A 25,908-nucleotide genomic window follows, 5' to 3' on the forward strand; every position below is an offset into this window, starting at 1 on the left:
ATGAGCGGCTGACGACTCCCCATATTCGGGACGGGGCCTCAAGGGGCTCACGCAGGCGTTGAGCGCTTCGGCCTGTCAGCCTTCCGCTACGGTGAGGGACGCCCGTTCACCACCACCTGGTTTCACATGCCACGTCATCCGGCCCCTGGGCAGCCGGTACACGGCTCAGATCCGGCTGCGGAGGGGAAAAGCCCAGGTCGCGGCGGGTCAGCCGTAGGTGTCGCCCGGGCCCGTGCTCCCCGGGGCGCGCAGCGGGCCGAACCGGTGCTGCGGCCCGCCAGGACCCAGCACCTTGATCATCCGCACAGTGCCGTTGCCCAGGTCCGCGTTGAGCCGGGCCACCAGCTGAGGGGCCAGCAGCCGCAGCTGCGTCGCCCAGGCCGTCGAATCGCACTGCACCGTCAGCACCCGCTGGTCGGGCTCCTCGTCGTACCGCACGGGCACACAGTGCAGGGCGAGGTCGTCGCCGACGATCTGCGGCCAGCGGCCCATCACCCCGCCCACCGCCGCCGGGGTCTCCCAGCCGCGCTCGGTGATCAGCCGGTTGATCGCGGCGCCCAGCGGCAGCGGGTCGCGGCCGTCCCGCCGCGCCCCGGAGCGCAGCCCGCCACCGCGCCTCGCCTGCTTCTTCTGCTGCGCCGCCTCACCGCGCGCCCGCGCCTGCTCCTTCGCCGCGCGCAGGGCGACCCGGGCCAGGTCCACGCCGGAGGGCTCCGCCGGCTTGGCCCCGTCCTCGCCGCCGGGGGCCTTCCCCTCGCCGTCGCCGCTCACACCCGCTCCACCTCGCCGGCGGACACCACGTACCGCGTCCCCGCGAGCGTGCCCGGCACGTCGTCGTCCACAGCCGCGGTCACCAGCACCTGCTCGGCCGGCGCCACCAGCTCCGCCAGCCGCTCCCTGCGGCGGGCGTCCAGTTCGGCGAACACGTCGTCCAGCACCAGCACCGGTTCGTTGCCCTCGCCACGCAGCAGCTCGTAGGAGGCGAGGCGCAGCGCCAGCGCGTACGACCAGGACTCCCCGTGGCTCGCGTACCCCTTGGCGGGCATCCCGCGCAGGCCCAGCACCAGGTCGTCGCGGTGCGGACCGACCAGTGTGACTCCGCGCTCGATCTCCTGCTTGCGGACCCCTGCCAGGGCCTCGATGAGCTGTGCGTACAGCTCTTCACGCGTCCGCGCGGGGCCGGCCTCGCCGCCGACGGAACTGCGGTAGTCCAGGGCCACCGGGCCGCCGCCCGGCGCCACGTCCCCGTACGCCTTGTCCGCCAGCGGCTGGAGTGTGGCGATCAGGTCCAGGCGCTGGGCCAGCAGTTCCGCGCCCACTGCGGCCAGATGCTGGTCCCATACATCGAGCGTCGACAGGTCCAGGGAGCGCCCGCCGTGCCTGCGGGCCATCGCGGCGGACTTCAGCAGCGTGTTCCGCTGTTTGAGCACCCGCTCGTAGTCCGAGCGCACTCCCGCCATTCGCGGCGACCGCGCGGTGACCAGCTCATCCAGGAACCGCCGGCGCTCGCCGGGGTCCCCCTTCACCAGGGCCAGGTCCTCCGGGGCGAACAGGACCGTCCGCACGATGCCGAGCACGTCACGGGGTCTGACCTGCGACGATCTGTTGATCCGGGCACGGTTCGCCTTGCCCGGGTTGAGTTCGAGCTCGACCAGCTGCGAGCGCTCGCCCTGGGTGACGGCCGCCCTGATCACCGCCCGCTCGGCGCCCATGCGGACGAGCGGGGCGTCGGAGGAGACGCGATGGCTGCCGAGCGTGGCGAGATAGCCGACGGCCTCCACCAGATTCGTCTTGCCCTGGCCGTTGGCCCCCACGAACGCGGTGACGCCCGGGTCGAGGGACACCTCGGCCCGGGCGTACGAGCGGAAGTCGGCCAGCGACAGATGCGTGACGTGCATGATGTACGCCGACCTTCCCGGCTTCCTGCTCCGTGCTCCGGTGGCGGCAGGGGCGATCGGCCCCTCCCGCTCCTCGTTGCGGGGTTACTTCTTGTTCTCGACCGCGTGCCCGCCGAACTGGTTGCGCAGCGCGGCGATCATCTTCATCTGCGGGGAGTCGTCCTGGCGCGAGGCGAAGCGCGCGAAGAGCGAGGCCGTGATCGCGGGCAGCGGCACCGCGTTGTCGATCGCGGCCTCGACCGTCCAGCGGCCCTCGCCCGAGTCGGCCGCGTAACCGCGGAGCTTGTCGAGGTGCTCGTCGTCGTCCAGGGCGTTGACCGCCAGGTCGAGCAGCCAGGAACGGATGACCGTGCCCTCCTGCCAGGAGCGGAAGACCTCGCGCACGTCCGTGACGGAGTCGACCTTCTCCAGGAGCTCCCAGCCCTCGGCGTACGCCTGCATCATGGCGTACTCGATGCCGTTGTGGACCATCTTGGCGAAGTGGCCGGCGCCGACCTTGCCCGCGTGGACCGAGCCGAAGTCCCCCTCGGGCTTCAGGGCGTCGAAGACCGGCTGGACCTTCGCCACGTCCTCGGCGTCGCCGCCGTACATGAGCGCGTAGCCGTTCTCCAGGCCCCAGACGCCGCCGGAGACGCCGCAGTCGACGAAGCCGATGCCCTTGCGGCGCAGCTCCTCCGCGTGCTTCTCGTCGTCGGTCCAGCGGCTGTTGCCGCCGTCCACGACGATGTCGCCGGGCGAGAGGAGCTCGGCCAGCTCGTCGACGGTGGACTGGGTCGCGGCTCCGGCCGGGACCATCACCCAGACGACCCGGGGGCCCTTGAGGCTGCCCACAAGCTCTTCCAGGCTGTGGACATCGGCGAGATCCGGGTTGCGGTCGTAACCGATGACGGTGTGGCCTGCGCGGCGGATGCGCTCGCGCATGTTGCCGCCCATCTTGCCGAGGCCGACGAGACCGAGCTCCATCAGAGATTCCTTAGCGTTGTGCCGATTCGTACCCAAGTCCGAGCCTACGCCCGGAAGGGGACAGGACGCCGGGCGTGCTCGGCGCTGAACACGCCCGTCGGGCCCCGCCGGGGCGGGGCCGGGGGAGGTCAGCCGGAGAGGCGGACCGGCATGATCAGGTACTTGTACGCGTCGTCCGCCTCGGCGTCCACGGCCGGGCGGCCGCTGAGCAGCGCCGGCTTGGTGGAGGTCGTGAACGAGAGCTGGGCGACCGGGGAGTCGATGGCGCTCAGGCCGTCGAGCAGGAAGGTCGGGTTGAAGGCGATCGAGATGTCGTCGCCCTCCAGCACGGCGTCGACCCTTTCCACAGCCTGTGCGTCGTCGCTGGAGCCGGCCTCCAGGATCAGGACGCCCTGCTCGAAGGTCAGCCGCACCGGGGTGTTGCGCTCGGCCACCAGGGCGACGCGCTTGACGGCCTCCACGAACGGGGCGGTCTCGATCACGGCGACCGAGTTGAACTCGGTCGGGAAGAGCGTCCGGTACTTCGGCAGGTCGCCTTCGAGCAGTCGGGTGGTCGTACGCCGTCCGGCACCCTCGAACCCGATGAGGCCCTCGCCCGCGCCGGAGCCGGACAGCGCCAGGGTGACCGTGTCACCGCTGGTGAGGGCCTTGGCGGTGTCCAGCAGCGTCTTGGCGGGCACCAGGGCGACGGCGGAAGCCTCCGGGTCCTCCGGCTTCCACAGGAACTCGCGGACCGCGAAGCGGTAGCGGTCGGTGGAGGCGAGGGTGACGGTGTCGCCCTCGATCTCGATGCGGACGCCGGTCAGGACGGGCAGCGTGTCGTCGCGGCCGGCGGCGATGGCGACCTGGGCGGCGGCGGAAGCGAAGACCTCACCGGGCACGGTGCCGGTCGCGGTCGGCATCTGCGGGAGCGCCGGGTACTCCTCCACAGGAAGGGTGTGGAGTGTGAATCGCGAGGAGCCGCAGGAGACGGTCGCCCGTACACCGTCTGTGGAGATCTCCACCGGACGGTTGGGGAGGGCGCGGCAGATGTCGGCGAGGAGCCGGCCGGAGACGAGGACGGTGCCGTCCTCCTCGACCTCGGCCTCCACCGAGACCCGTGCCGAGACCTCGTAGTCGAAGCTGGAGAAGCTGAGCGCGCCGTCCTCGGCCTTCAGCAGAAGGCCCGCGAGAACGGGCGCCGGCGGACGGGCCGGAAGGCTGCGGGCCACCCAGGCCACCGCCTCCGCGAGTACATCGCGCTCCACCCGGATCTTCACCGGAACCGCCTCCTGCTGTTTTCGCCCTGTCGGCCTTCGTCGTCTGGTCGGGTCGCTCCGCCGAAGAGACGGGGAGGACGCCGGGGACCAGTCTGACGCACCGCACCGACACTCGTTGCTGCTCGGGGTCAAATCGCGGCGAGCGGCCCGGAGCGCTCCGAGGGCGAGTTGTGCACAGGACCCACTTCGAAACGGATTCCGGGCTAACTATGAGTGGTGGTAGTAGTAGGCCCTGTGGAAACCGTGGATAACCCCGTTTCCGCAGCTCAGAGCCGGTTTTTTATCCACCGGCCCTGTGGGTGGAACCGGTGGACAACCCGGGCTTTCTGTGGACACCCGGAAGTTGTGCACAAGCCGTACACAGGGGAGGGCGGTTTCTCCCCAGGTCTGTCCCCAGCTTTACCCCCGTTCCCCACAGGGCAACCCTGGCCCCTGGTGTGACGCCTTTCACTCGACGCGGTGACGGGGCCTGTGGTGTTGCCGAACAGTGGACAGCGATGTGGAGAAGCGGCTTCGTGCTGGGGAAAACGGGCCCAGACCTGTGGGCGGTCGGTGGACAACCCTGAGCCCGGCCTGTGGACGAAGATTTTGTCCACAGGCTGTGGATCATCGTTGACCACAAATCCCCAGCCCGCTGAGCTGGACTGATGCCCTCGCGGAGGTTCTGCCTGTGGATGCAGTATGGACAACTTTTGGATCCCCAGGCTGTGGAGGGAAAAAAGCGCCCGGATCTGTGGAGAACACCCGTGACCTCCCGGTTAATCGAACAGGGCGGGGCCTCCGGGAGTGGGCCCGGTGCGCGGCAGGCGGGTGCCCGGAGCCGTGCGAAGGGGGTGGGGAGCCGGCTTTCGGGGAACGCAGAAGGGCGCTGTGCGGACTCCTGACGAGTCCGCACAGCGCCCTTGGGGTACGTGCGCGTGCCGGCGCGGGGCGCCGTCAGCCGTTCTTGATGCGGTTCGTGAGCTCGGTGACCTGGTTGTAGATGGAGCGCCGCTCCGCCATCAGTGCCCGGATCTTGCGGTCCGCGTGCATCACCGTCGTATGGTCCCGGCCGCCGAACTGGGCGCCGATCTTCGGCAGCGAGAGATCGGTCAGCTCGCGGCACAGGTACATGGCGATCTGCCGGGCCGTCACCAGCACGCGGCTCCGCGACGATCCGCAGAGGTCTTCCACCGTCAGGCCGAAGTAGTCCGCGGTCGCCGCCATGATGGCGCTCGCCGTGATCTCGGGGGCCGTGTCCTCACCGCCGGGGATCAGGTCCTTCAGCACGATCTCCGTGAGTCCCAGGTCCACGGGCTGCCGGTTGAGGCTCGCGAAGGCCGTCACCCGGATGAGAGCGCCCTCCAGCTCACGGATGTTGCGCGAGATCCGGGAGGCGATGAACTCCAGTACCTCCGGAGGGGCGTTGAGCTGCTCCTGAACCGCCTTCTTGCGCAGGATCGCGATCCGGGTCTCGAGCTCGGGAGGCTGTACGTCGGTGGTCAGCCCCCACTCGAAACGATTCCGCAACCGGTCCTCCAGCGTGACCAGTTGCTTCGGCGGCCGGTCGGAGGAGAGCACGATCTGCTTGTTGGCGTTGTGCAGCGTGTTGAAGGTGTGGAAGAACTCCTCCTGCGTCGACTCCTTGCTCGCCAGGAACTGGATGTCGTCCACGAGCAGGATGTCGACGTCGCGGTACCGCTTGCGGAAGGTGTCGCCCTTGCCGTCACGGATCGAGTTGATGAACTCGTTGGTGAACTCCTCGGAGCTCACGTACCGCACCCGGGTGCCCGGGTAAAGACTCCGTGCGTAGTGCCCGATGGCGTGCAGCAGATGGGTCTTGCCGAGTCCCGACTCCCCGTAGACGAACAGGGGGTTGTACGCCTTCGCGGGCGCCTCGGCCACCGCCACGGCCGCGGCGTGCGCGAAGCGGTTCGAGGCCCCGATGACGAAGGTGTCGAAGAGGTACTTCGGGTTCAGCCGGGCGTGCGGCTCGCCGGGTCCGGGGGCGGGTGCCGGCTGAGCGCCCATCGGTCCCGGGGCTCCCCCGGGACGGCCGGTGCCGGCACCGGGACGGTGCTGCGGCTCCGGGAGCTCGGGACGGGAACGCTCGCCGCGCTGGGGCTCGTACCCCTGGCGCTCCGGCGGCTGCGGACGGTAGTCGTGCTGCGGCTGCTGCGGGGAGCGGCCGCCGTACGGCTCGCGCCACTGGTCGGCGGACGGGTCGCGGTCCTGGAATCCGCCGAGCCGGGGCTGCTGCCAGGACAGGTCCTCCTGGGTGCGCGGCCAGGCGCCGGGCTCCGGGCGCTGCTGCTGGTAGTCCGGGTAGGCGGGGCGCGCGGTGGGCATGCCGTCGTCCGCGGACCGGCTGCCGTAACCGTCGTACGCGTCGCCGTGCCGGCCCTCGTCGTGCTGCGGGCCCTGGTAGCGGTGGGTGGGCTGGGGGGACTGGTGCATCGGGGGCGCCGGCGGGCCCGACGGTTCGCCCGCGGAGTCGTCGACCGTGATCGCGATCCGGATGGGGCGCCCGCACTCGCGGCTCAGCGTCTCGCTGATGAGCGGGGCGAGGCGGCCTTCGAGGACCCGCTTGCCCCATTCGTTGGGGACGGCGAGCAGTGCGGTGTCGGCGACCAGGGCGAGCGGCTGGCAGCGCTCGATCCACTGCTTGTCCTTCGGCTCGATGCCCTGCTGCCCCTCCCCGAGGAGCTGCTCCAGCACTCGCGGCCACACTGCGGCAAGATCGGCAGGTACGTCAGCCACAAGGCACGCTCTCTCGCTGGTCCCACGAATGTGTGGTTCTCGGGACGGTATGGGTCGGGGTGGGTGAGGACCGGCAGGCGGGAAGAAAAAGAACCGGAGTTCAGCCACGGTAGTCAGCCCGACCCGCGACGTTCAAGTCGTTGTCCACAGCCTGTGCACAATGGGGGGTCCGACAGGGTCGGTTTGACCGGATGGCGTAGCCGCGCGTACCGTGACCAGGTCGAGTTGTCGATGGCTGCTGCCGCCTGCCTCCGATGGGCAAAGATCACGATCTGTGATTGTGAATGCGGTGCACTAGGGCGTTTACGCGAGTCTCTCGTGGGCGCACGGTGACAGCCAGGCGATGTCCCGCCAACACACGAGTCATTTCTGGAGCCCCCGAGTGAGCAAGCGCACCTTCCAGCCGAACAACCGTCGTCGCGCGAAGACCCACGGCTTCCGGCTGCGTATGCGCACCCGTGCCGGCCGCGCGATTCTCGCGTCCCGCCGTAGCAAGGGTCGCGCCAGTCTGTCCGCCTGATCGCGTACAGGTCGTCATGACGTGCTGCCTTCCGAGAATCGGCTGAGGCGGCGCGAGGACTTCGCGACCGCGGTACGACGAGGACGCCGGGCTGGTCGTCCGCTCCTCGTCGTCCATCTACGAAGCGGTGCAACCGACCCGCACGTGCCTGGGGAGAACGTTCCCCCGCCGCGTGCGGGTTTCGTTGTCAGCAAAGCCGTGGGTGGTGCGGTCGTCCGCACAGCGGTGAAGCGCAGGCTTCGCCACCTGGTCCGAGAACGGCTCGCCATGCTGCCCCCCGGTAGCCTGGTTGTCGTACGAGCGTTGCCCGGAGCGGGCGACGCCGGCCATGAACAGCTGGCCCGAGACCTGGACGCCGCTTTGCAGCGGCTGCTGGGAGGGGGCGTGCGATGAAGTACCCGCTGCTGGCTCTCATCAAGCTGTACCAGTGGACGATCAGCCCACTTCTCGGGCCTGTCTGCCGTTACTACCCGTCGTGTTCCCACTATGGATATACGGCGATCGACCGGCACGGAGCGATCAAGGGAACGGCGCTGACAGCCTGGCGCATCCTGCGATGCAATCCGTGGTCACCCGGCGGCGTGGACTACGTACCACCACGCAAACGTCCGCGTTGGCACGAACTGCTGCGCAGCGCCATACGCGGCAGCAAGGGCGGGGACTCCGCCGCTGACGTGCCTCCCGGGGGTTCGGCCACCGAGCTCCCGAGTTCGGCCGCAGAGACTTCGCCCAATGCTCAAGGAGCCTGATTAGTGGACACGATTGCCAGTCTGTTCAGCTTCATCACCTGGCCCGTCTCCTGGGTCATCGTCCAGTTCCACAAGTTGTACGGGGCGATCTTCGGCCCTGACACCGGATGGGCCTGGGGTCTGTCCATCGTGTCCCTCGTGGTGCTCATCCGCATCTGCCTGATCCCGCTGTTCGTCAAGCAGATCAAGTCGACGCGGAACATGCAGTTGCTCCAGCCGAAGATGAAGGCGATTCAGGAGCGCTACAAGAGCGACAAGCAGCGTCAGTCCGAAGAGATGATGAAGCTGTACAAGGAGACGGGTACCAACCCGCTCTCCTCGTGCCTGCCGATCATCGCGCAGTCGCCGTTCTTCTTCGCGCTGTACCACGTACTCTCCGCGATCGCCTCGAACAAGAAGATCGGCGTCATCGACCAGTCGCTGCTGGACAGCGCCCGTCAGGCCCACATCTTCGGTGCTCCCCTGGCCGCCAAGTTCATGGACAGCGCTGAGAAGGTCGACGCCCTCGGCGCATCGCTGACCGACGTCCGGATCGTCACCGCGGTCATGATCGTGATGATGTCTGCCTCGCAGTTCTTCACGCAGCGCCAGCTGATGACGAAGAACGTCGACCTGACGGTCAAGACGCCGTACATGCAGCAGCAGAAGATGCTGATGTACATCTTCCCGCTGATCTTCGCGGTCATGGGCATCAACTTCCCCGTCGGTGTCCTCGTCTACTGGCTCACCACGAACGTCTGGACCATGGGTCAGCAGATGTACGTGATCAACCAGAACCCGACGCCGGGCAGCAAGGCCCAGGAGCAGTACCTCGGTCGCGTGCTGAAGAGCGTCACCGCGCACGGCGAGGTCCGTGGCCGGACCCGGCGCAACACCGTCAAGCGGATCGTGGCCAAGGGCCCGGACCGCAATGACATCGAGCGGAAGTTCGTCGTCGGGCTGGCCAAGATGGGGCTCGCTCCCCAGGAGGACGGCACGGTGGCCAAGAGCGACACGGCCGTCGCCGAGGCAGAGGGCGGAGCCGCGCAGCGCCGCCAGCAGCCCAAGCGGCAGACGAAGGCACAGCGCCAGACCGGTGCGGTCCACCAGGGCGGAAAGGACGACGACCCCGGCGAGCCGGTGTCCAAGACCTCCCTGAAGAAGAGCACCGCGCAGGACGACAAGTCGAAGCCGGCGGGCAAGACCGCGTCCGGCTCCTCACGCCAAGCCAAGTCCGGACAGCGCAAGGGCCCGCAGCGGCCCAAGCACCCGTCCAAGAAGTAAGAAGGAGTCCATCCGTGACGGAAGGCACCACCTCCACGGCCGCTGAGGGCAGCGACACCCTGACCCGCCTTGAGCAGGAAGGGGAGATCGCAGCGGACTACCTTGAGGGTCTGCTGGACATCGCCGACCTCGACGGCGACATCGACATGGACGTCGAGGCGGACCGGGCCGCGGTCTCGATCATCAGCGACTCGGCGCGCGAACTGCAGAAGCTCGTGGGGCGCGACGGTGAGGTCCTGGAGGCGCTTCAGGAGCTGACGCGGCTCGCCGTGCACCGGGAGACCGGTGACCGGAGCCGGCTGATGCTGGACATCGCCGGGTTCCGGGCCAAGAAGCGCACGGAGCTCGCCGAGCTGGGGGCCACGGCAGCGGACAAGGTCAAGAGCACCGGTGAGCCGGTGAGGCTGGACCCGATGACGCCCTTCGAGCGCAAGGTCGTGCACGACGCGGTCGCCGCGGCCGGCCTGCGCAGCGAATCGGAGGGCGAGGAGCCGCAGCGCTTCGTCGTCGTCCTGCCGGCCTGACCGGCCCCTTACCTGTCGGCCCCGTCTGTTCGCAGACGGGGCCGATCTTTGTCAGCCTGATAGACAGCCACCCATGGTTGGTAGTGCGGTACGGAAGGACGGTCCCCCTGTGACGGAGGAAGTAGCGCTTCCCCAGGCGCCCGACGAGGCCCGGGAAGTGTTCGGTGAGAGCTTTCCCAAGGCTGTCCGGTACGCGGAACTGCTGGCGGACGCGGGGGTCACGCGCGGACTGATCGGGCCGCGCGAGGTCCCCCGTCTGTGGGAGAGGCACCTGCTGAACTGTGCGGTGCTCTCCGAGGTCGTTCCCGAGGGGGTCACGGTCTGCGACGTGGGGTCGGGTGCTGGACTGCCGGGCATTCCCCTGGCTCTGGTGCGTCCGGACCTGAAGATCACCCTTCTGGAACCGCTGCTGCGCCGGACGAACTTTCTCCAAGAGGTCGTGGAGCTGCTGGGACTCGACCATGTGACGGTTGTCCGTGGGCGGGCCGAGGAGGTTCTTGGCTCCCTGCAGCCGGTGCATGTGGTGACCGCCCGGGCGGTAGCCCCGCTGGACCGGCTGGCCGGTTGGGGCGTGCCCCTGCTGCGTCCGTACGGCGAGATGCTCGCGCTCAAGGGCGACACCGCCGAGGAGGAGATCAACGGGGCGCGGGCCGCGCTCAGCAAGCTGGGTGTGGTGGACACCGAGGTGCTGCACGTCGGCGAGGGCGTGGTCGACCCGACGTCCACTGTCGTCCGGGTGGTGGTCGGCGAAAGCCCGGGCGGTGTGAGGTTCGCCGCAAAGCGAGCCAAGGCGGCGCGGACCAGCCGGACGCGACGTCGTCGCTGAGCCCTGCGCGGAGTGTCGTGCCCCCGTAACTACGCGGCGGAGGCATCGTGTTTCACGTGAAACGTCGTTCTCTGCTGCATGGAATCATCGGCCGCGGTCATGAGGCAGCCGCCCCTCCCCATCGCAGACCCGTTAGGGCTACGGAGTTGTCCACAGAAGTGGTTTCATCCACAGAAGAGCGGGCCTCGCTGGTTCACGACCCCGAAACCATGACAGGCTCTGCTCATTGCGAGCCTGAAGCCGAGGAGAGTGAATCCTTGCGGTCCGACGCCAACATCGCGGGGCCGATGACCGATCCGGTCCCCGGCCCCCGAACCGAATCGGCGGGGAACGGTGTTTCACGTGAAACACCGCCGCCGATGGACGACACACCCATCGGTCGTGCGGCCCAGCTGGCGGTGGAGGCCCTTGGCCGAGCCGGCGAGGGGCTGCCACGGCCCGAGCAGACCCGCGTCATGGTCGTGGCCAACCAGAAGGGCGGGGTGGGCAAGACCACCTCGACGGTCAACCTCGCCGCGTCGCTGGCACTTCACGGGGCACGGGTTCTCGTGGTGGACCTCGACCCGCAGGGCAATGCCTCGACGGCTCTGGGGATCGATCACCACGCCGACGTTCCCTCGATCTATGACGTTCTGGTGGAGAGCAAGCCGCTCTCCGACGTGGTTCAGCCCGTCCCGGACGTCGAAGGTCTCTTCTGCGCCCCAGCCACCATCGATCTCGCCGGTGCGGAGATCGAACTGGTGTCGCTGGTGGCGCGGGAGAGTCGACTCCAGCGCGCCATCCAGGCGTATGAGCAGCCGCTGGATTACATCCTGATCGACTGCCCGCCCTCGCTGGGCCTGCTGACGGTCAACGCGCTGGTGGCCGGTGCGGAGGTGCTGATTCCCATTCAGTGCGAGTACTACGCACTGGAGGGCCTGGGCCAGCTTCTGCGGAACGTAGAGCTGGTACGGGGCCACTTGAATCCAGACCTCCACGTCTCGACCATCCTGCTCACGATGTACGACGGCCGGACCCGGCTGGCGTCGCAGGTCGCGGAGGAGGTTCGCAGCCACTTCGGCAAGGAAGTGCTGAGGACCAGCATCCCCCGGTCGGTCCGTATCTCCGAGGCACCGAGCTACGGGCAGACCGTGCTCACCTATGACCCTGGGTCCAGCGGTTCGCTGTCGTACCTCGAAGCAGCCCGTGAGATCGCGTTGCGAGGGGCTGGGGTGCACTACGAGGGACAGCACGCCCAAACGGGCGGTTCGATCAGTCAGCAGAGCAATTCGGAGGGGATCCAGTGAGTGAGCGTCGTCGAGGGTTGGGGCGAGGGCTCGGTGCCCTGATCCCAGCCGCTCCGCAGGAGAAGCAGCTGCCGTCCGTCGGCTCCGGGGCTTCCTCGCCCGTTCTGACCACGGAGCGGGGTGTGGCGGCCGCCAAGGTGGCCACACTCGGGGCCGCTCCCGTCGTGCCGGAGCCGAGCTCGCCGGTGTCGGGGTCCGAGCCGACGGTCTCGGGCGATGTGGCCGGCGCGTACTTCGCCGAGGTGCCGATCGACTCCATCACACCGAATCCGCGTCAGCCACGTGAGGTCTTTGACGAGGACGCGCTTGCCGAGCTGGTCACCTCCATCAAGGAGGTCGGTCTTCTCCAGCCGGTCGTGGTGCGCAAGATCGGGGCCGACCGCTTTGAGCTCATCATGGGCGAGCGGCGCTGGAGGGCCTGCCGCGAGGCGGGCCTGGAGCGCATCCCGGCCATTGTCCGGGCTACGGACGACGAGAAGCTTCTCCTGGACGCCCTCCTGGAGAACCTGCACAGGGCTCAGCTGAATCCGTTGGAAGAAGCCGCCGCCTACGACCAGCTGCTCAAGGACTTCAAGTGCACGCATGACCAGCTGGCGGACCGGATCGGCCGTTCCCGGCCGCAGGTGTCCAACACGCTGCGTCTACTGCGGCTGTCCCCGCCGGTACAGCGCAGGGTCGCCGCCGGGGTGCTGTCGGCGGGCCACGCGCGCGCACTGCTGTCGGTGGACGACTCCGAGGAGCAGGACAAGCTGGCCCATCGCATCGTGGCAGAAGGGCTCTCGGTGCGTGCGGTCGAGGAGATCGTGACGCTCATGGGCTCCAGGCCCACGAGTGCCAAGAAGGCCAAGGGCCCCCGGGCAGGGGCGCGACTCTCCCCGGCGCTCTCGGATCTGGCGTCGCGGCTCTCCGACCGGTTCGAGACCCGGGTGAAGGTCGACCTCGGGCAGAAGAAGGGCAAGATCGTCGTGGAGTTCGCCTCGATGGAGGACCTGGACCGCATTCTCGGCAGCCTTGCCCCGGGCGAGGGCCGAGTGCTGGACCGTGCTCCCTCCGAGGAGTCGGGCGAGGCCGACGAGAGCTGACGCACGCCGACGATGAGGGCGGGCTGTTTCCGGTTCACGGAATACAGCCCGCCCTTTGCTCTGTCACGGTGTCGGCTTGATCCAGCGGTGGTTACGATGCGTTCTGGCACGGCATTTCCGTCCATGACGCAGTGGGCGCGAGAAGTGAGGAACAGCCTTCATGGGGCGTCGGCTCGTACCGCTCACGCTGGACAACCTTTCCGACCTCCCCCGGCGCTGCCGCTCCTGTGTCTTCTGGGAGCTCGACCCCGTCAGCGGAGAGGCCGCCGTCAAAAGCGGGACATCCGACCGGGAGAAGGAAGCGTGGATCTCCGGCGTTCTCCTGGAATGGGGCTCCTGCGGGCGGGTGGCCTACGTCGATGACGTGCCGGCCGGCTTCGCGCTCTACGCACCACCCGCATACGTTCCGCGCGCCACCGCCTTCCCGACGAGTCCCGTCTCCCCCGATGCTGTTCAGCTGATGACTGCGCTGATCATGCCGGGCTACCGAGGACAAGGGCTGGGGCGGGTCCTGGTGCAGACGGTTGCCAAAGATCTGATCCGCCGGGGCTTCAAGGCGATCGAAGCCTTCGGTGATGCCCGGTGGCAGGAGGCGGCCTGTGTGCTGCCTGCCGATCACCTTCTGGCCGTGGGGTTCAAGACGGTGCGCCCGCACCCGGTGCATCCTCGGCTGCGGCTGGAACTGCGGACGACTCTCTCCTGGAAGGAAGATGTCGAGATGGCCCTGGACCGGCTCCTCGGGGCAGTCCAGAAGGAGCCGGCGCTGCGGCCGTTGTGAGGAGCTGCCGAAGCACGAAAACGGGCTCGTCCTGGGAAGGACGAGCCCGTTTCACGTGAAACAGCAGAGGCAGGTTCTGCCTTACTCGGCGATGAAGCCCGCGAGGTCGCGGAGGATCGCGGCCTTCGGCTTGGCGCCGACGATGGTCTTGGCGACCTCGCCGCCCTGGTAGACGTTCAGGGTCGGAATGGACATGACGCCGTACTTGGCGGCGGTGGCCGGGTTCTCGTCGATGTTGAGCTTCACGACCTCGATCTCGCCGTGCTCGGCCGCGATGGCCTCCAGCGACGGGGCGATCTGGCGGCACGGGCCGCACCAGGCGGCCCAGAAGTCCACCAGCACCGGCTTGTCGCTCTTGAGGACGACCTCTTCGAAGGAGTCGTCAGTCACGTTCTTCAGGGCGCCGGCCACGGCGGCCTCCTAACTTCGCGGGGTGTGCGGGGATGTGGGTGAGGTGTGGGGTCAGACAGCGGCCGCGGGGGCGGCCTTCTCGTCGTCGGCGAGCGCGGCGAGGAAGCGCTCTGCATCGAGGGCGGCGGAGCATCCGGTGCCGGCCGCGGTGATGGCCTGGCGGTACGTGTGGTCGACAACGTCGCCGGCGCCGAAGACTCCGGACAGGTTGGTGCGCGTCGAGGGAGCGGCGACCTTCAGGTAGCCCTCGTCGTCGAGGTCGAGCTGACCCTTGAAGAGTTCGGTGCGCGGGTCGTGACCGACGGCGATGAACAGGCCGGTCACGGGCAGCTCGGACGTCTCGCCGGTCTTGGTGTTGCGCAGCGTCACGCCGGAGAGCTTCTGCTCGCCGTTGACGCCGGCGACCTCGCTGTCCCATGCGAACTTGATCTTCGGATCGGCGAAGGCGCGTTCCTGCATGGTCTTGGAGGCGCGCAGGGTGTCGCGGCGGTGGATGATGGTGACCGACTTGGCGAAGCGCGAGAGGAAGGTCGCCTCCTCCATCGCGGTGTCGCCACCGCCGACCACGGCGATGTCCTGGTCCTTGAAGAAGAAGCCGTCGCAGGTCGCGCACCAGGAGACACCGCGTCCGGAGAGGGCGTCCTCGTTGGGGAGTCCGAGCTTGCGGTGCTGGGAGCCCGTGGTGACGATGACCGCCTTGGCGCGGTGGACGGTGCCGGCCGTGTCGGTGACGGTCTTGATGTCACCGGTGAGGTCCACAGAGACCACGTCGTCCGGGACCAGCTCGGCGCCGAAGCGTTCGGCCTGGGCGCGCATGTTGTCCATGAGCTCGGGGCCCATGATGCCGTCCTGGAAGCCCGGGAAGTTCTCCACGTCGGTGGTGTTCATGAGCGCGCCACCGGCGGTGACGGCCCCCTCGAAGACCAGCGGCTTCAGCGAGGCGCGCGCGGTGTACAGGGCGGCTGTGTAGCCGGCCGGGCCGGAGCCGATGATGATCACATTACGCACGTCGCTCACGGGTTTCTTCCTCGTCTCTGCAGACTGCCTACTGTCCACGCCTACTGGGGCCGGTTCAACGACTCTCACCCCACCCAACGGATCCTACGGGGGATGCATTCCCGACGTGCCGGGGCGGCTGGCGGCGGGATTTTCAGGGGCGCGCGTAGGCGTGCGTCAGCAGCAGCTTCCCCTCGGCGGGAGGCTTTGCTCCTACGCAGGCCGCGTCGACGACATACGCCTGAACGCTGTCCGGGTCCGTGGGATGGGGCAGGACGACGAGGAACGCGTCGGTGCCCTCGTAGCTGCCCCTTTCGATGGCGAGGGCCGGGCTGTTCCGACCGATGCCTTTTTCCACGCAAGCAGGGACGGACACAGCGGGGGCCCGGAGTGGAGTCTCGGGAGACATGGAGTCTGAGGGGTCCGCCTGGAGCGAGGGGCGGGTGTGGGGCGAGGACTGGGATCCCACCGAGGGAGCTTCTTCGCTTCCCTTGGAAGCCTGTGGGTTCTCCGTGCCGGTGCTCGGGCCGAGCAGTGCGTGTACCCGTCCCTCAAGCGTGGTTGCGGAGAACTCCTGCGATCGGCTCTTCCGGGCTGTGGCCCCCGTGTCCTGACTTACCCCGGAGGCGGAGGTATCGCTGCTCGCCGATCCCGGGCCATTCTGCAGCAGGAAAACGCTCATACCGACCAGGGCAGCGGCGCCCAGTGCAGAGGCGAGCACAGTGGTACGACGGCGCCTCCGGCCGGGATGCCGCCCGGGGCCTGTGTTCGCACGCCCAAATCCGGCCGGACGATCCGGCACCTGCGACCGGGACGGAAGGCCCCCGCCTATGTGAGCGAGCCCTGTTTCACGTGAAACATCCGACGTCGCGTCCAGCTTCGCGCGATGGTCCCGCACCTCGGCGGCGAGAGCGGCATCGATACGGTCGGCGATGTCTGCGGGCATGGGCTCGGGGTCGGGCAGTCCGCCGAGCAGCCCGCGAATCTCTTCCAATGATGCGAGGACATCACTGCAGGGCTCACAGACGTCCAGGTGGCTGCAGATCTCGGCTGCGCGGCGTTCGGGCAGCAGGTCCTCGGTGAGGTCGGAGATTTCCGAGACTTCCGGGTGCTGGGTCGTGTCGGGTGTTGATGTCATCGGTGTCCACCTCCGCCCTTCGTCACAGTGGGGTCGCTTGTGCCCGCGTCTCGTGGTCCGGCTGCCGGTGGGACGGATGCCCTGGGCGTCCGGTTCCCTTCCGCGCCGGGCGTTTCTCCGGTGCGCCCCTCGCTGCGAAGGTGCGCCAGCAGGGGAGCCAGGCGGGCGCGACCCCGTGCGCAGCGGCTCTTCACGGTCCCCACGGGCACCTCGAGGATGCGAGCCGCCTCTGCCACCGGGTACCCCTGCATGTCCACAAGGACGAGCGCCGCGCGCTGCTCTGCGGGGAGGGTGGCCAGCGCGGCGAGGAGTTCGCGGTGAAGATCGTGGCGCTCCGCCGGAACCTCCGCGGACTCATGCGGTTCCAGCAGTTGGTCGAGCCGTTCCGGGTCGTCGACGGGCGAGGTCTTCCGCGACGCGGCCTTGCGTACGCGGTCGAGGCAGGCGTTCACCGTGATGCGGTGAAGCCAGGTGGTGACGGCGGACTGGCCCCGGAAGGTGTGGGCGGCGCGGAAGGCGGAGATCAGGGCGTCCTGCACAGCGTCGGCCGCTTCCTCGCGATCACCCAGCGTCCGCAGGGCCACGGCCCACAGTCGGTCGCGGTGGCGTCGAGCCAGTTCACCGAAGGCGTCTGGGTCTCCGGCGACATGATGGGCGAGGAGGTCCGCGTCGCTCGGTGGGACGGTGGCATCGGCGCCGTAGCGCTCGCGGTCTCCCCCCTCAGCTGTCGCCATCCGTGCATTCAAACCGATCCATGCCGGGAAGTAAATGGCGAGGCCGGTTCGATTGTATGAATGATAAAAGGCGCGATTCGCTCGTGCTTCGGAGGCGTCCTGTCCGCCCTATATTGAGGTAAATCAGAAAGGGGACCATGTGATGCAGAAGCATGTGAAGCGGAACTTGGGAAAGGCCCTCACGGCCGTTCTTACCGCACCCGTGCTCGTGGCGCTGCTTCCGGGGAGCGCATCGGCGGCCACCTATTCGTTGGACGGAAAAAATCCCATTTCCGCCGGGTGCTCCGGCGATGCCGCCACCGTGAAGCGCGCGCTGATCGGTACCTCCAGCTGGACGCTCGGCGCAGTTGAGCTGCGGTACAGCGTCAAGTGCCACACAGCGTGGGCGAGGGTCAGCCTCTCCGAAGACGTATGGGGTAAGGCCCAGATCGTGCGGAACGCGGACGGTAAGTCTTATAATTGCGCGAAGCTTTCCTACAGCTCTTCGCTCGATAGTTATACCTGCTACACGGCGATGGTCTACGACAAGGATCCGCTCTCCGCGTATGCGGAAGGCTGGTCCCAGTACGACAACGTAAGTCTGCACTCGAAGACGCCTTCGTACTGACCGCCGAATCGGCTCGCGGAAAAAAATGGGGCTGGGCCGGATCCCTGGATCCGGCCCAGCCCCATTCGCGTTCGAAGCTGTCAGCTTGTGACCTTGATGTCCGAGATCTTCCCGCGGAAGTTGCCTTCACCGCTCGGCGGGAGCTTCGTCAGCCAGACGAGCAAGTACCGGGCTTGTACGGGCTTGGCAGGCTTGAGCGATACCTGCGTTCCCGACCCCTGGGCGACTGTGTGGAAGCCGGTGGGCTCGGCCGGGATCGTCGAGCCGCTGGTTGTCCGCAGCTCCACCGAGGTGGTACTGCCGAGGAAGGACACGTCCACCTTGCCGACGCGCTGCGTGGTGCCGAGGTCGAGGACGACGCCGACGCCCTTCTTCAGTCCGCCGAAATCGGCGGACGCGTACCAGTCCGTGTACCAGTACGAGCTCGGGTCGCTGTCGTAGACGTTGCCTATGCTCTGTGGCTTCTCACTGCCGTCGGGACCGAGCGGATCGTAGTCCTTGGCGTGGACGATCGGGACGGGCTTGCTCTTCTCGACCGGCGGGGGTTCGTTGTTCTCCGGGTTGGACTGAGTGGTGCCGGGGTCCCCGCCCGAGTTGTTGTCCCGGTCGATGAGCGTCTCGGCGAGCTGCCAGCTGCCCAGGCCCAGGGCGGCGATCAGCAGCGCGGACACGGCCCACTTCAGGGCCCTCCCGGTGCGGCTCTGCAGCGGGGCGGGGGGCGCCTGCACAACAGGCTGGGTGACGAGGGGGCCGGCCGCCGCCGGCCTTCCGTAGGTGCCCTGCTGGTAGGTGGTCCGCTGGTACTCGGGCGGGGCGGTGAAGACGGGCTCGGGCGGAGGGATGCGGGGCATGGCTGCCACGGCCTTGGCGAGCTCGTCGGGCGTGGTGCACGGCTGCTCCTGCCGGGACGCAGTGGCGCCGTCGTTGGCGAGAGCCCGCATGGCGATCTCGGAGAGGCCCCGGTGGACTCCGGCCCGTACCTGGTCGGGAGGGAGCAGCCCCATCCCCTTGGGCAGTCCGGTGAGCCCGTACGCATCGCTCTCGTACGGCCAGCGCTGAGTCAACGCGGCGTACAGCAGCGCCCCGATCGCCTCCGTGTCGGCGCGCTGAGGGCTGTCGGACGTGATGCCCCGCAGGGCGGCGTTCACCGCGAGGCCGCGGATGCGGTATTGACCGGACGAGCTGCGCAGCACGGCCCCCGGCGTGAGCCTCAGGTGGGCCAGGCCCTCCCGGTGCGCGGCCGCCATGGCCTGGGAGATCTGGCTGACGAGCTGGTACGCGTCGTGGGCGTCCATCGGGCCCGCGCTCAGCAGCGCTGTGAGCTCGGTGGCGTCGGGAAGCCACTCGTGGACGACGTAGACGAGTTCGTCCTCCTCGACGGCGTCGAGGACCTGTACGAAGCGCGGGTCGCCCAGCAGGGCGGAGGACCGGGCGGCAGCCAGGACCGAGCGTGCCCGCGGGTGGTTCGCCGGCAGGAGGTGAACCCCCACCGCGCGACGCAGCTTCTCGTCGACGGCACGCCAGCTGCTGAACCCGTCCAGACGGGTGACGCATTCCTCCAGCCGGTACCGGCCGGCCAGCTTGTGACCGCTGTGCAGATCCGGGGTGGCCGGGAAGGTCTTCGATGCGGCCTTCTCACCGTTCTCCTCCTGGGAGCCCGCGTCCGCCGCGTCCTGCGCTTCTTCCGTACCGTCGGTCGTGGCCTCGTCCGCCTTGGCGGCCAGCGGCTCTTTCCCGCTGTTGTCGGCCACGTCGACGGCAGCCGTGCTACGTTCCGCCACCGTCGTTCCTGCCTCCCCATCCGTTGCGCGATGCCAGCCGGCTCTGCTCTGCACAGTCACGCCAATTGTGCCCACACTCCGGCGCTATGCACGACACGCGGAGACCGGCGATGGTTGTGCGGGCCGGTCGGCCTCAGCGGCCGAGCCGCCCCCTGACCATGCCGACCATGCCGTTGATCTCCTCGATCCGCATTCTCCTCGCGGCGACGAAGAACACTCCCAGCAGCAGTGCACCGCCGCAGACCAGCGCGACGAGCGAGCCGAAGGCACCTTCCCCGAGCACCCGCAGGAGGCCGAAGCCGACGGCTCCGCCGACCACGGTGGCGGGCAGTGCGGCGAGGCACAGCCTGGCGTAGGTGCGGACCACGTGTGCGCCGTCCAGGTCGCCGCCCAGGCGGTTGCGCAGCCGGCGCCATGCGATCCCGACGCCGACGGCGTAGGCCAGGCCGTACGAGGCGGCCATGCCGACCACGGCCCACTGGGCGGGCAGCACGACGTAGCAGAGAGCGGAGGCCGCCGCGTTGACCAGGGCGACGATGACGGTGTTGTAGAAGGGCGTGCGGGTGTCCTCGTACGCGTAGAACCCGCGCAGCACCACGTACTGCACGGAGTAGGGGATCAGACCGAGGCCGAAGGCCATCAGGATGAAGCCCATGGAGCGGGCGGCCTCGGGGCCGCTGGACGAGTAGAGCAGGGTGCACATCGGCACACCCAGGGCGAGGAACGCGAAGGCGACCGGGACGATGGCCACGGCGGAGTTGCGGAGCCCTTGCGAGATGTCGTCGCGGACGGCGCCGGGGTCGTTGTCGTGGGCGGCCCGGGAGATCCGGGGCAGCAGGGCGGCCATGACCGAGACGGTGATGATCGCCTGCGGCATGCCCCAGATCAGCTGGGCGTTGGAGTAGGCGAGGAAGCCCGCGCCGTCTGTTCCGGACGCCTTGCCGGCCGAGGTCGCGAGCTGGGTGACGACCAGCACACCGGCCTGGTTGGCGAAGACGAACAGCACCGTCCACTTCGCGAGCTTTATCGTCTTGCCCAGCCCGTGGCCCTTCCAGTCGAACCGCGGGCGGAAACGGAAGCCGGCCTCGCGCAGGTAGGGGACCATGGCCAGCGCCTGCACGACCAGACCGAGCAGGGTGCCGATGCCGAGCAGCCGCACGCCCTCCGGCGGGATCGTCTGCACGCCCATGTGGGACTCGTGGGACGTTCCGTAGACCCAGATGAACATCCCGAAGGTGAAGATCATGACGATGTTGTTCAGGACCGGGGTCCACATCATCGCGCCGAACTTCCCGCGGGCGTTGAGGATCTGGCCCATTACGACGTGCACACCCATGAAGAAGATGGTGGGCAGGCAGTATCGGGCGAAGGTGACAGCGACGTTGTTGGCCGCCGGGTCGTCCGCGATCGTCGAGGACATCAGCCGGATCAGCCAGGGGGCCGCGAAGACCACCACGGCGACGATGAGGCCGAGCGCGACCATCACCAGGGTCAGCAGCCGGTTGGCGTATGCCTCGCCGCCGTCCTCGTCGTCCTTCATCGAGCGGACGAGTTGGGGGACGAAGACGGAGTTGAGGCCGCCGCCCACGGTGAGGATGTAGATCATCGTGGGCAGCGTGTACGCGATGGTGAAGCTGTCGCCGAGCAGGGCCGCGCCGAGCGCCGCGGTGATGACGAGGCTGCGGACGAAACCGGTGAGGCGCGAGACAAGCGTTCCGGCCGCCATGACCGCGCTGGACTTCAGCAGGCTGGAGGCGCGGCCGCCGGACTTGGCCGGCGCCGGGGCGGGCTCGGGCTGGGCCGGTGCCGGAGAGGCGGCCGGGTTCGCGGGCCCCTCCTGGTCGCGGAAGAGGTGGGCGAAGGCGTCGGGCTCGTCTCGGTTCGCTGAAGCCTGTGTGACGAGGTCGTCCACGCCCACGAACTGGGTCGTCGCGGCATGGTCGCCGTAAGGGAGGTGGCGTGAGGGGCCGGCGGGCTCCGGCGGCGGTGTCTGGGCCCAGATACGGGGGTCAGGGGCGTACTGGGGCGCCGGGGGCTGCTGATAGAGCGGCTGCGGCTGCTGGTAGGTGCCGGGAGGCGGCGGCGGATGCGCGGCGCGGTCGTACAGAGCCTCGTCCACCGGGTCCTGAGCGGACAGATCCTGGGCCCGGTACGGGTCGTAGTCGTACGCGGACTGCAGATACGGGTCCGGCGCCGGTTGCTGCTGTGGGTCAGGGGGCACCGGAGGGCCGCCGGAGTACCCGGCCCCGCCCGTACTCTGACCGCGGTCACCGTCGTACGGCGCGTTCATCGAAACCCCACCTCATCGTCCCCGGCCGACCGGCCACGACAGACATCGCTCAACGGTCCACTTTCTCACCCGTGCCCGAAGGCTCCGCGCTTTCGGGACCGGTGTCCGGCGTCGGGTCACTCGGCTGCTCGGGTTCACTGCCGTCGTCGCCCGCCGCGCCGCCCGCGTTGGAGCGCTTGCGATGTGCATACATCCTGATGCCCGCCAGCACCAGCAGCAGGAGCCCGCCGGCGATGACCAGAAGCACCGTCGGGGTGATCTCGGAGACCTTTACGGTGAAGGCCATCTCCTCGCCGTACGGAGTCCCGTCCTCCGTGTAGAGCTGCGCGGTCATCTGGACCTGACCGTTGATGTTGGCCGCCGCGTCGAACTTCACGGACTGGCTGTGCCCGGCGCCGATCTGGATGGGCTGCTCCGCGGTGCTGCCGCCGTCGTTCAGCTTGAGCCTGGTCGCGTTGTCGGACTTCAGCCGCAGCACCAGGTGATCGACGTCCTGCAGCAGCCTGTTCTGTACGGTCACGGGGATCGTGGCGCTGCGGCCGGAGAGAGTGATGTCCGACTTCGGGACGAGCTGGACCTCGCCTACGAGCCCTTGAAGATAGGTGCGGACCGAGTCCCGGTACTGCTGGGCCTCCAGTGGCCTGCCCCGCCACGACGTCGACATGGACCGGTTGACGGCGTTCCCGAAGGGGGTCACCACCCGCTCGGGGTGGGTGAGGATGACCTGGAAGTTGTCGAGCGAGGACTGGATGGACTTGATGTCCTGGAACGCCTGCGTGGGCAGCTCCTGGCGGCGCAGCTTCTTCGGATACCGGGAGGCCGGAGGCACGTCGGTGGTGGCCTCGGAATCCGGCTCGGTCGTCGCCGCCTGAGCCAGGCCCTCGGACTTCGTCCAGCGGTCGTCGTCCAGTGTGTCGATGGCGCGTGCCATCGACTGCGCCTGGGCGACCGTCGGTGTGCGCTGGGGTGCCACGACGACGGACCGGTCCTTGTCCGTGTCCTGCTCGGCCAGGGCGAGGGTCAGTGCGAGGAACTTCTGCACGGCGAGCGTGGAGGTCCCGGCGTTGCCCATGTCGCCCTGGAACGCCGTGGAGAGCCTCGCATCGGAGACGACCGCCGTGGTGCCGCCGCCGATCGGGCGGGCGGCGGACGGCGTGTAGACCAGGTTCCCGGTCTCGTCGAGGCTGTCGCTGCGGGCGATCACATGGTGGGCACCGGCCGAGGTGGCGACGTCCACGATCGACGGGTCCACCGCACCGTCGACCGGCCACGCGAAGTCGGTGGACGGCTTCAGGTGGAGGATCGTCTCCACCGTCATCCCGGCGACCTCACTGGCGGTCTGCAAGTGGCTGAGGGTGCCGGAGACGTTCTTGCCGCGGTGGGCGATCGACGCCAGGTCCGGGTCGCCGAAGGGCAGGGCCACGACCTTGCCGTCGGACACGGCAGCTTCCAGCGAGGTCAGCCACTTCTTCGCCACGTCCTGGTTCGTCCCGGCCACCGTGGTGTCACCGGACTTGACCCGGTAGGGCTTGGTCATCGCGTCGACGCTGGCCAGCAGGTCCGGATCGATGACCCAGGTCACAGGCAGCCGGGTGCCCAGGGAGACCATCTGTTCGAGGCGGCCGCCCGGTGCGATCTCCGCGGCGAGGTCGTCATCGGCGAACACCGGAGTCTGCTGCTCGTCCGAGCCGGTCTCCGCCGTGAGGTGCGCGGATGCGATCAGCGGCCAGAGGTAGCTGATGCCGATCTTGGAGTCGCGGTCACCGTCCTGCCAGGGCAGGAAGGTCCGCTTGATGCCGAGCACCTGGTCGTACACGGTGTGCGAGGTTCGCCCCGACAGTGAGACGCCCAGCTGGTAGACCCCGTCGTCTCCGAGGCCCAGCTTGCTGACGGGAACGGACAGTGTGAAGTCCTGGCTGATCCCTGAGCGCAGCTTGTCGATCTCGACCGTGTACTTGCCCCCGATCGGATACGGGTCGGTACCGGGCAGGTAGCCCGTGCGCCGAGCGGCCGTGTCGATGGCGGTCCTGCTGGAGAGGCGAGGGCCGACTCGCAGGTCCACCTGGGCGTCGGTGACCGTCTCCTTGCCCTTGTTGGTCAGCGTCCCGGAGATCCGCAGCGTGTCCCCCTTCTCCGGGGCGCTGGGGGTGATCTCGTCCAGGGACACCGACACCGTGCTGGAACCCGTCGGAGCCTTGGCCGGAGCGTCGGCTCGGGCCTGCGGGACGGAGGCTCCGGCCAGCAGGGCGGCGACGAGCGGAGCCCCGGCGAGCACGGCGGCTGTGCGCCGCAGCCACCGGCGGGCAGGAGAGGGATGCATCCCCTGGATGTCTGCCGCCTCGGCCACGCGTATCCGTCCCTCGTCATCGTCAACTGCTGTTGATCGTCGTCCGTTGCTGCGTCCCCGCATGGTAACGAGGTGCGTCGGGGCTAAGTGCCGGGGAGTGTGCCGCATGATCGGGAGAGTCTCGCAGGGCCGAGGAAATGGGTGACGCCCGGACCGGTCCGTGCACGTACCCTTTTCTGTTGTGCCGAATGCCAACGAAGACAACCCCAGCGCCCTGACCCAGGTGCAGCACCGCGCAGTCAGCGAACTGCTGCGGGTCGCCCCGGTCGCCGACGATCTCGCCCGCCGATTCCAGGATGCCGGATTCAGTCTCGCACTGGTCGGCGGCTCGGTCCGTGACGCACTTCTCGGCAGGCTCGGGAACGACCTGGACTTCACCACCGACGCCCGCCCCGAGGACGTGCTGAAGATCGTCAGGCCGTGGGCCGATTCCGTGTGGGAGGTCGGGATCGCCTTTGGCACGGTGGGAGCGCAGAAGCACGGCTACCAGATCGAGGTCACGACGTACCGGTCGGAGGCGTACGACAGGACCTCACGCAAGCCGGAGGTGTCCTACGGGGACTCCATCGAGGACGACCTCGTGCGGCGCGATTTCACGGTCAATGCCATGGCCGTCGCGTTGCCCGAGAAGGACTTCATCGATCCGCACGACGGCCGGAAGGACCTGGCCGAGCGGGTCCTGCGTACGCCCGGGACGCCTGAGGCGTCGTTCTCCGATGATCCGCTGCGCATGCTGCGGGCGGCACGCTTCGCCGCACAGCTCGACTTCGACGTGGCCCCCGAGGTCGTCGCCGCCATGACGGAGATGGCGGGCCGTATCGAGATCGTCTCCGCCGAGCGGGTGCGGGAGGAGCTGAACAAGCTTCTGCTCTCCGCGCATCCCCGGAAGGGGCTGTCCCTCCTCGTGGAAACAGGACTGGCCCAGCAAGTCCTGCCCGAGCTGCCGGCACTCCGGCTGGAGAGTGACGAGCACCATCGGCACAAGGACGTGTACGAGCACTCCCTGACCGTCTTGGAGCAGGCGATCGGCCTGGAGGAGGACGGGCCGGACCTCGTTCTGCGTCTCGCCGCCCTCCTCCATGACATCGGCAAGCCGAGGACGCGGCGCTTCGAGAAGGACGGGCGGGTCTCCTTCCACCACCACGAGGTGGTGGGTGCCAAGATGACCAGGAAGCGCATGACGGCCCTCAAGTACTCCAACGAGATGGTCAAAGACGTCTCGAAGCTGGTGGAGCTGCACCTGCGCTTCCACGGTTACGGTGACGGCGAGTGGACCGACTCGGCGGTGCGCCGCTACGTACGGGACGCCGGCCCGTTGCTGGAGCGGCTGCACAAGCTGACCCGGTCGGACTGCACCACGCGGAACAAGCGCAAGGCTGCCGCTCTCTCGCGCACCTACGACGGCCTTGAGGAGCGCATCGCCCAGCTGAAGAGCCAGGAGGAGCTGGATGCGATCCGGCCGGACCTGGACGGGAACGAGATCATGCAGATCCTGGGCGTGGGGCCGGGCCCGGTCATCGGTGAGGCGTACGCCTTCCTGCTGGAACTGCGCCTGGAGCACGGCCCGCTGGAGCGTGATGCGGCAGTCGCGGAACTGAAGAAGTGGTGGGATGCGCAGAGCTGACGCTCTGGCTCCCGTTCCATGCGGCGGGGGGGGGGGTGTGGTGGGGGACGGGAGGCGGGCGGCGGCGAGGGCCCGGGGGGGTTGTGGAGGAAC

Annotated in this window: 23 protein-coding genes; 11 read left to right on the forward strand and 12 right to left on the reverse strand. The window is 68.6% G+C overall.

Translation table 11 applies throughout. The features are described 5' to 3' along the window. Positions 1-207 precede the first annotated feature (207 nt). The 5 genes from ACLQ2N_RS15125 to dnaA all read right to left on the reverse strand — a co-directional run bounded on the left by ACLQ2N_RS15125 (position 208) and on the right by dnaA (position 6,859). Positions 208-771, reverse strand: a complete 564-nt coding sequence (locus ACLQ2N_RS15125; RefSeq protein WP_328901158.1) for a DUF721 domain-containing protein — start codon at positions 769-771, stop codon at positions 208-210. Next, entirely contained in the window at positions 768-1,898 is a 1,131-nt protein-coding gene (gene recF, locus ACLQ2N_RS15130; RefSeq protein WP_425813029.1) for a DNA replication/repair protein RecF, read from the reverse strand. The genes ACLQ2N_RS15125 and recF overlap by 4 nt, the downstream gene beginning before the upstream one ends. A gap of 84 nt (positions 1,899-1,982) precedes the next feature. Then, the gene (gnd, locus tag ACLQ2N_RS15135; RefSeq protein ID WP_425813031.1) at positions 1,983-2,861 is read right to left on the reverse strand and encodes a phosphogluconate dehydrogenase (NAD(+)-dependent, decarboxylating); all 879 of its coding nucleotides are present in this window, start codon (positions 2,859-2,861) and stop codon (positions 1,983-1,985) included. Positions 2,862-2,989: 128 nt separating this feature from the next. Further along, on the reverse strand, positions 2,990-4,120 hold the full coding sequence (gene dnaN / locus ACLQ2N_RS15140) for a DNA polymerase III subunit beta (RefSeq protein WP_073966647.1): 1,131 nt from the start codon (positions 4,118-4,120) through the stop codon (positions 2,990-2,992). A 936-nt stretch (positions 4,121-5,056) separates the two neighbouring features. Then, positions 5,057-6,859, reverse strand: a complete 1,803-nt coding sequence (gene dnaA / locus ACLQ2N_RS15145) for a chromosomal replication initiator protein DnaA (protein WP_425813033.1) — start codon at positions 6,857-6,859, stop codon at positions 5,057-5,059. A gap of 382 nt (positions 6,860-7,241) precedes the next feature. Between dnaA and rpmH the strand changes: the two genes are divergently transcribed. The 9 genes from rpmH (at position 7,242) to ACLQ2N_RS15190 (ending at position 13,887) form a co-directional block, all read left to right on the forward strand. Continuing rightward, the gene (rpmH, locus tag ACLQ2N_RS15150) at positions 7,242-7,379 is read left to right on the forward strand and encodes a 50S ribosomal protein L34 (protein WP_006348049.1); all 138 of its coding nucleotides are present in this window, start codon (positions 7,242-7,244) and stop codon (positions 7,377-7,379) included. A 21-nt stretch (positions 7,380-7,400) separates the two neighbouring features. Beyond that, positions 7,401-7,772, forward strand: a complete 372-nt coding sequence (gene rnpA / locus ACLQ2N_RS15155; protein ID WP_425813036.1) for a ribonuclease P protein component — start codon at positions 7,401-7,403, stop codon at positions 7,770-7,772. Beyond that, a complete protein-coding gene (yidD, locus tag ACLQ2N_RS15160) occupies positions 7,769-8,128 on the forward strand; it encodes a membrane protein insertion efficiency factor YidD (protein WP_073863860.1) in 360 nt (119 codons plus the stop codon). The genes rnpA and yidD overlap by 4 nt, the downstream gene beginning before the upstream one ends. A 3-nt stretch (positions 8,129-8,131) precedes the next feature. Further along, positions 8,132-9,391 carry a membrane protein insertase YidC gene (gene yidC / locus ACLQ2N_RS15165; RefSeq protein ID WP_425813038.1) on the forward strand — a complete coding sequence of 420 codons (1,260 nt, stop codon included), beginning with the start codon at positions 8,132-8,134 and terminating at the stop codon, positions 9,389-9,391. A gap of 14 nt (positions 9,392-9,405) precedes the next feature. Then, positions 9,406-9,915 carry a protein jag gene (locus ACLQ2N_RS15170; RefSeq protein WP_425813040.1) on the forward strand — a complete coding sequence of 170 codons (510 nt, stop codon included), beginning with the start codon at positions 9,406-9,408 and terminating at the stop codon, positions 9,913-9,915. Positions 9,916-10,024: 109 nt separating this feature from the next. Further along, a complete protein-coding gene (gene rsmG, locus ACLQ2N_RS15175; RefSeq protein ID WP_425813042.1) occupies positions 10,025-10,741 on the forward strand; it encodes a 16S rRNA (guanine(527)-N(7))-methyltransferase RsmG in 717 nt (238 codons plus the stop codon). 209 nt (positions 10,742-10,950) lie between these two features. Beyond that, complete coding sequence (locus tag ACLQ2N_RS15180; protein ID WP_425813236.1) at positions 10,951-12,027, forward strand: ParA family protein; 1,077 nt, start codon at positions 10,951-10,953, stop codon at positions 12,025-12,027. After that, positions 12,024-13,109 carry a ParB/RepB/Spo0J family partition protein gene (locus ACLQ2N_RS15185; RefSeq protein WP_425813044.1) on the forward strand — a complete coding sequence of 362 codons (1,086 nt, stop codon included), beginning with the start codon at positions 12,024-12,026 and terminating at the stop codon, positions 13,107-13,109. The genes ACLQ2N_RS15180 and ACLQ2N_RS15185 overlap by 4 nt, the downstream gene beginning before the upstream one ends. Positions 13,110-13,269: 160 nt before the next feature. Next, positions 13,270-13,887, forward strand: a complete 618-nt coding sequence (locus ACLQ2N_RS15190; protein ID WP_425813046.1) for a GNAT family N-acetyltransferase — start codon at positions 13,270-13,272, stop codon at positions 13,885-13,887. An 81-nt stretch (positions 13,888-13,968) separates the two neighbouring features. On the opposite strand, the gene trxA is transcribed toward ACLQ2N_RS15190, so the two are convergent. The 4 genes from trxA to sigM all read right to left on the reverse strand — a co-directional run bounded on the left by trxA (position 13,969) and on the right by sigM (position 17,166). Then, on the reverse strand, positions 13,969-14,298 hold the full coding sequence (trxA, locus tag ACLQ2N_RS15195; RefSeq protein ID WP_147975245.1) for a thioredoxin: 330 nt from the start codon (positions 14,296-14,298) through the stop codon (positions 13,969-13,971). Positions 14,299-14,349: 51 nt separating this feature from the next. After that, complete coding sequence (gene trxB, locus ACLQ2N_RS15200; RefSeq protein WP_143622338.1) at positions 14,350-15,315, reverse strand: thioredoxin-disulfide reductase; 966 nt, start codon at positions 15,313-15,315, stop codon at positions 14,350-14,352. Positions 15,316-15,448: 133 nt separating this feature from the next. Further along, positions 15,449-16,432, reverse strand: coding sequence for a hypothetical protein (locus ACLQ2N_RS15205; RefSeq protein ID WP_425813049.1), 984 nt, complete (start codon positions 16,430-16,432; stop codon positions 15,449-15,451). After that, a complete protein-coding gene (gene sigM, locus ACLQ2N_RS15210; RefSeq protein WP_425813051.1) occupies positions 16,429-17,166 on the reverse strand; it encodes an RNA polymerase sigma factor SigM in 738 nt (245 codons plus the stop codon). The genes ACLQ2N_RS15205 and sigM overlap by 4 nt, the downstream gene beginning before the upstream one ends. A 142-nt stretch (positions 17,167-17,308) precedes the next feature. Here sigM and ACLQ2N_RS15215 point away from each other — a divergent pair, with 142 nt between their 5' ends. Further along, a complete protein-coding gene (locus ACLQ2N_RS15215) occupies positions 17,309-17,773 on the forward strand; it encodes a DUF2690 domain-containing protein (protein ID WP_425813053.1) in 465 nt (154 codons plus the stop codon). An 80-nt stretch (positions 17,774-17,853) separates the two neighbouring features. Here ACLQ2N_RS15215 and ACLQ2N_RS15220 read toward each other — a convergent pair whose 3' ends face one another. From ACLQ2N_RS15220 to ACLQ2N_RS15230, 3 genes are all read right to left on the reverse strand, one after another. Continuing rightward, entirely contained in the window at positions 17,854-19,554 is a 1,701-nt protein-coding gene (locus ACLQ2N_RS15220; RefSeq protein WP_425813055.1) for a serine/threonine protein kinase, read from the reverse strand. A gap of 133 nt (positions 19,555-19,687) precedes the next feature. Next, a complete protein-coding gene (gene murJ, locus ACLQ2N_RS15225; RefSeq protein WP_425813057.1) occupies positions 19,688-21,844 on the reverse strand; it encodes a murein biosynthesis integral membrane protein MurJ in 2,157 nt (718 codons plus the stop codon). Between the two features lie 49 nt (positions 21,845-21,893). After that, positions 21,894-24,191, reverse strand: coding sequence for a DUF6049 family protein (locus tag ACLQ2N_RS15230; RefSeq protein WP_425813059.1), 2,298 nt, complete (start codon positions 24,189-24,191; stop codon positions 21,894-21,896). A 181-nt stretch (positions 24,192-24,372) separates the two neighbouring features. On the opposite strand from ACLQ2N_RS15230, the gene ACLQ2N_RS15235 reads away from it, so the two are divergent. Further along, the gene (locus ACLQ2N_RS15235) at positions 24,373-25,815 is read left to right on the forward strand and encodes a CCA tRNA nucleotidyltransferase (RefSeq protein WP_425813061.1); all 1,443 of its coding nucleotides are present in this window, start codon (positions 24,373-24,375) and stop codon (positions 25,813-25,815) included. Positions 25,816-25,908: the final 93 nt, after the last annotated feature.

Origin of the sequence: Streptomyces sp. DT224, from assembly GCF_049844595.1 — a bacterium.
Classification (GTDB): domain Bacteria; phylum Actinomycetota; class Actinomycetes; order Streptomycetales; family Streptomycetaceae; genus Streptomyces.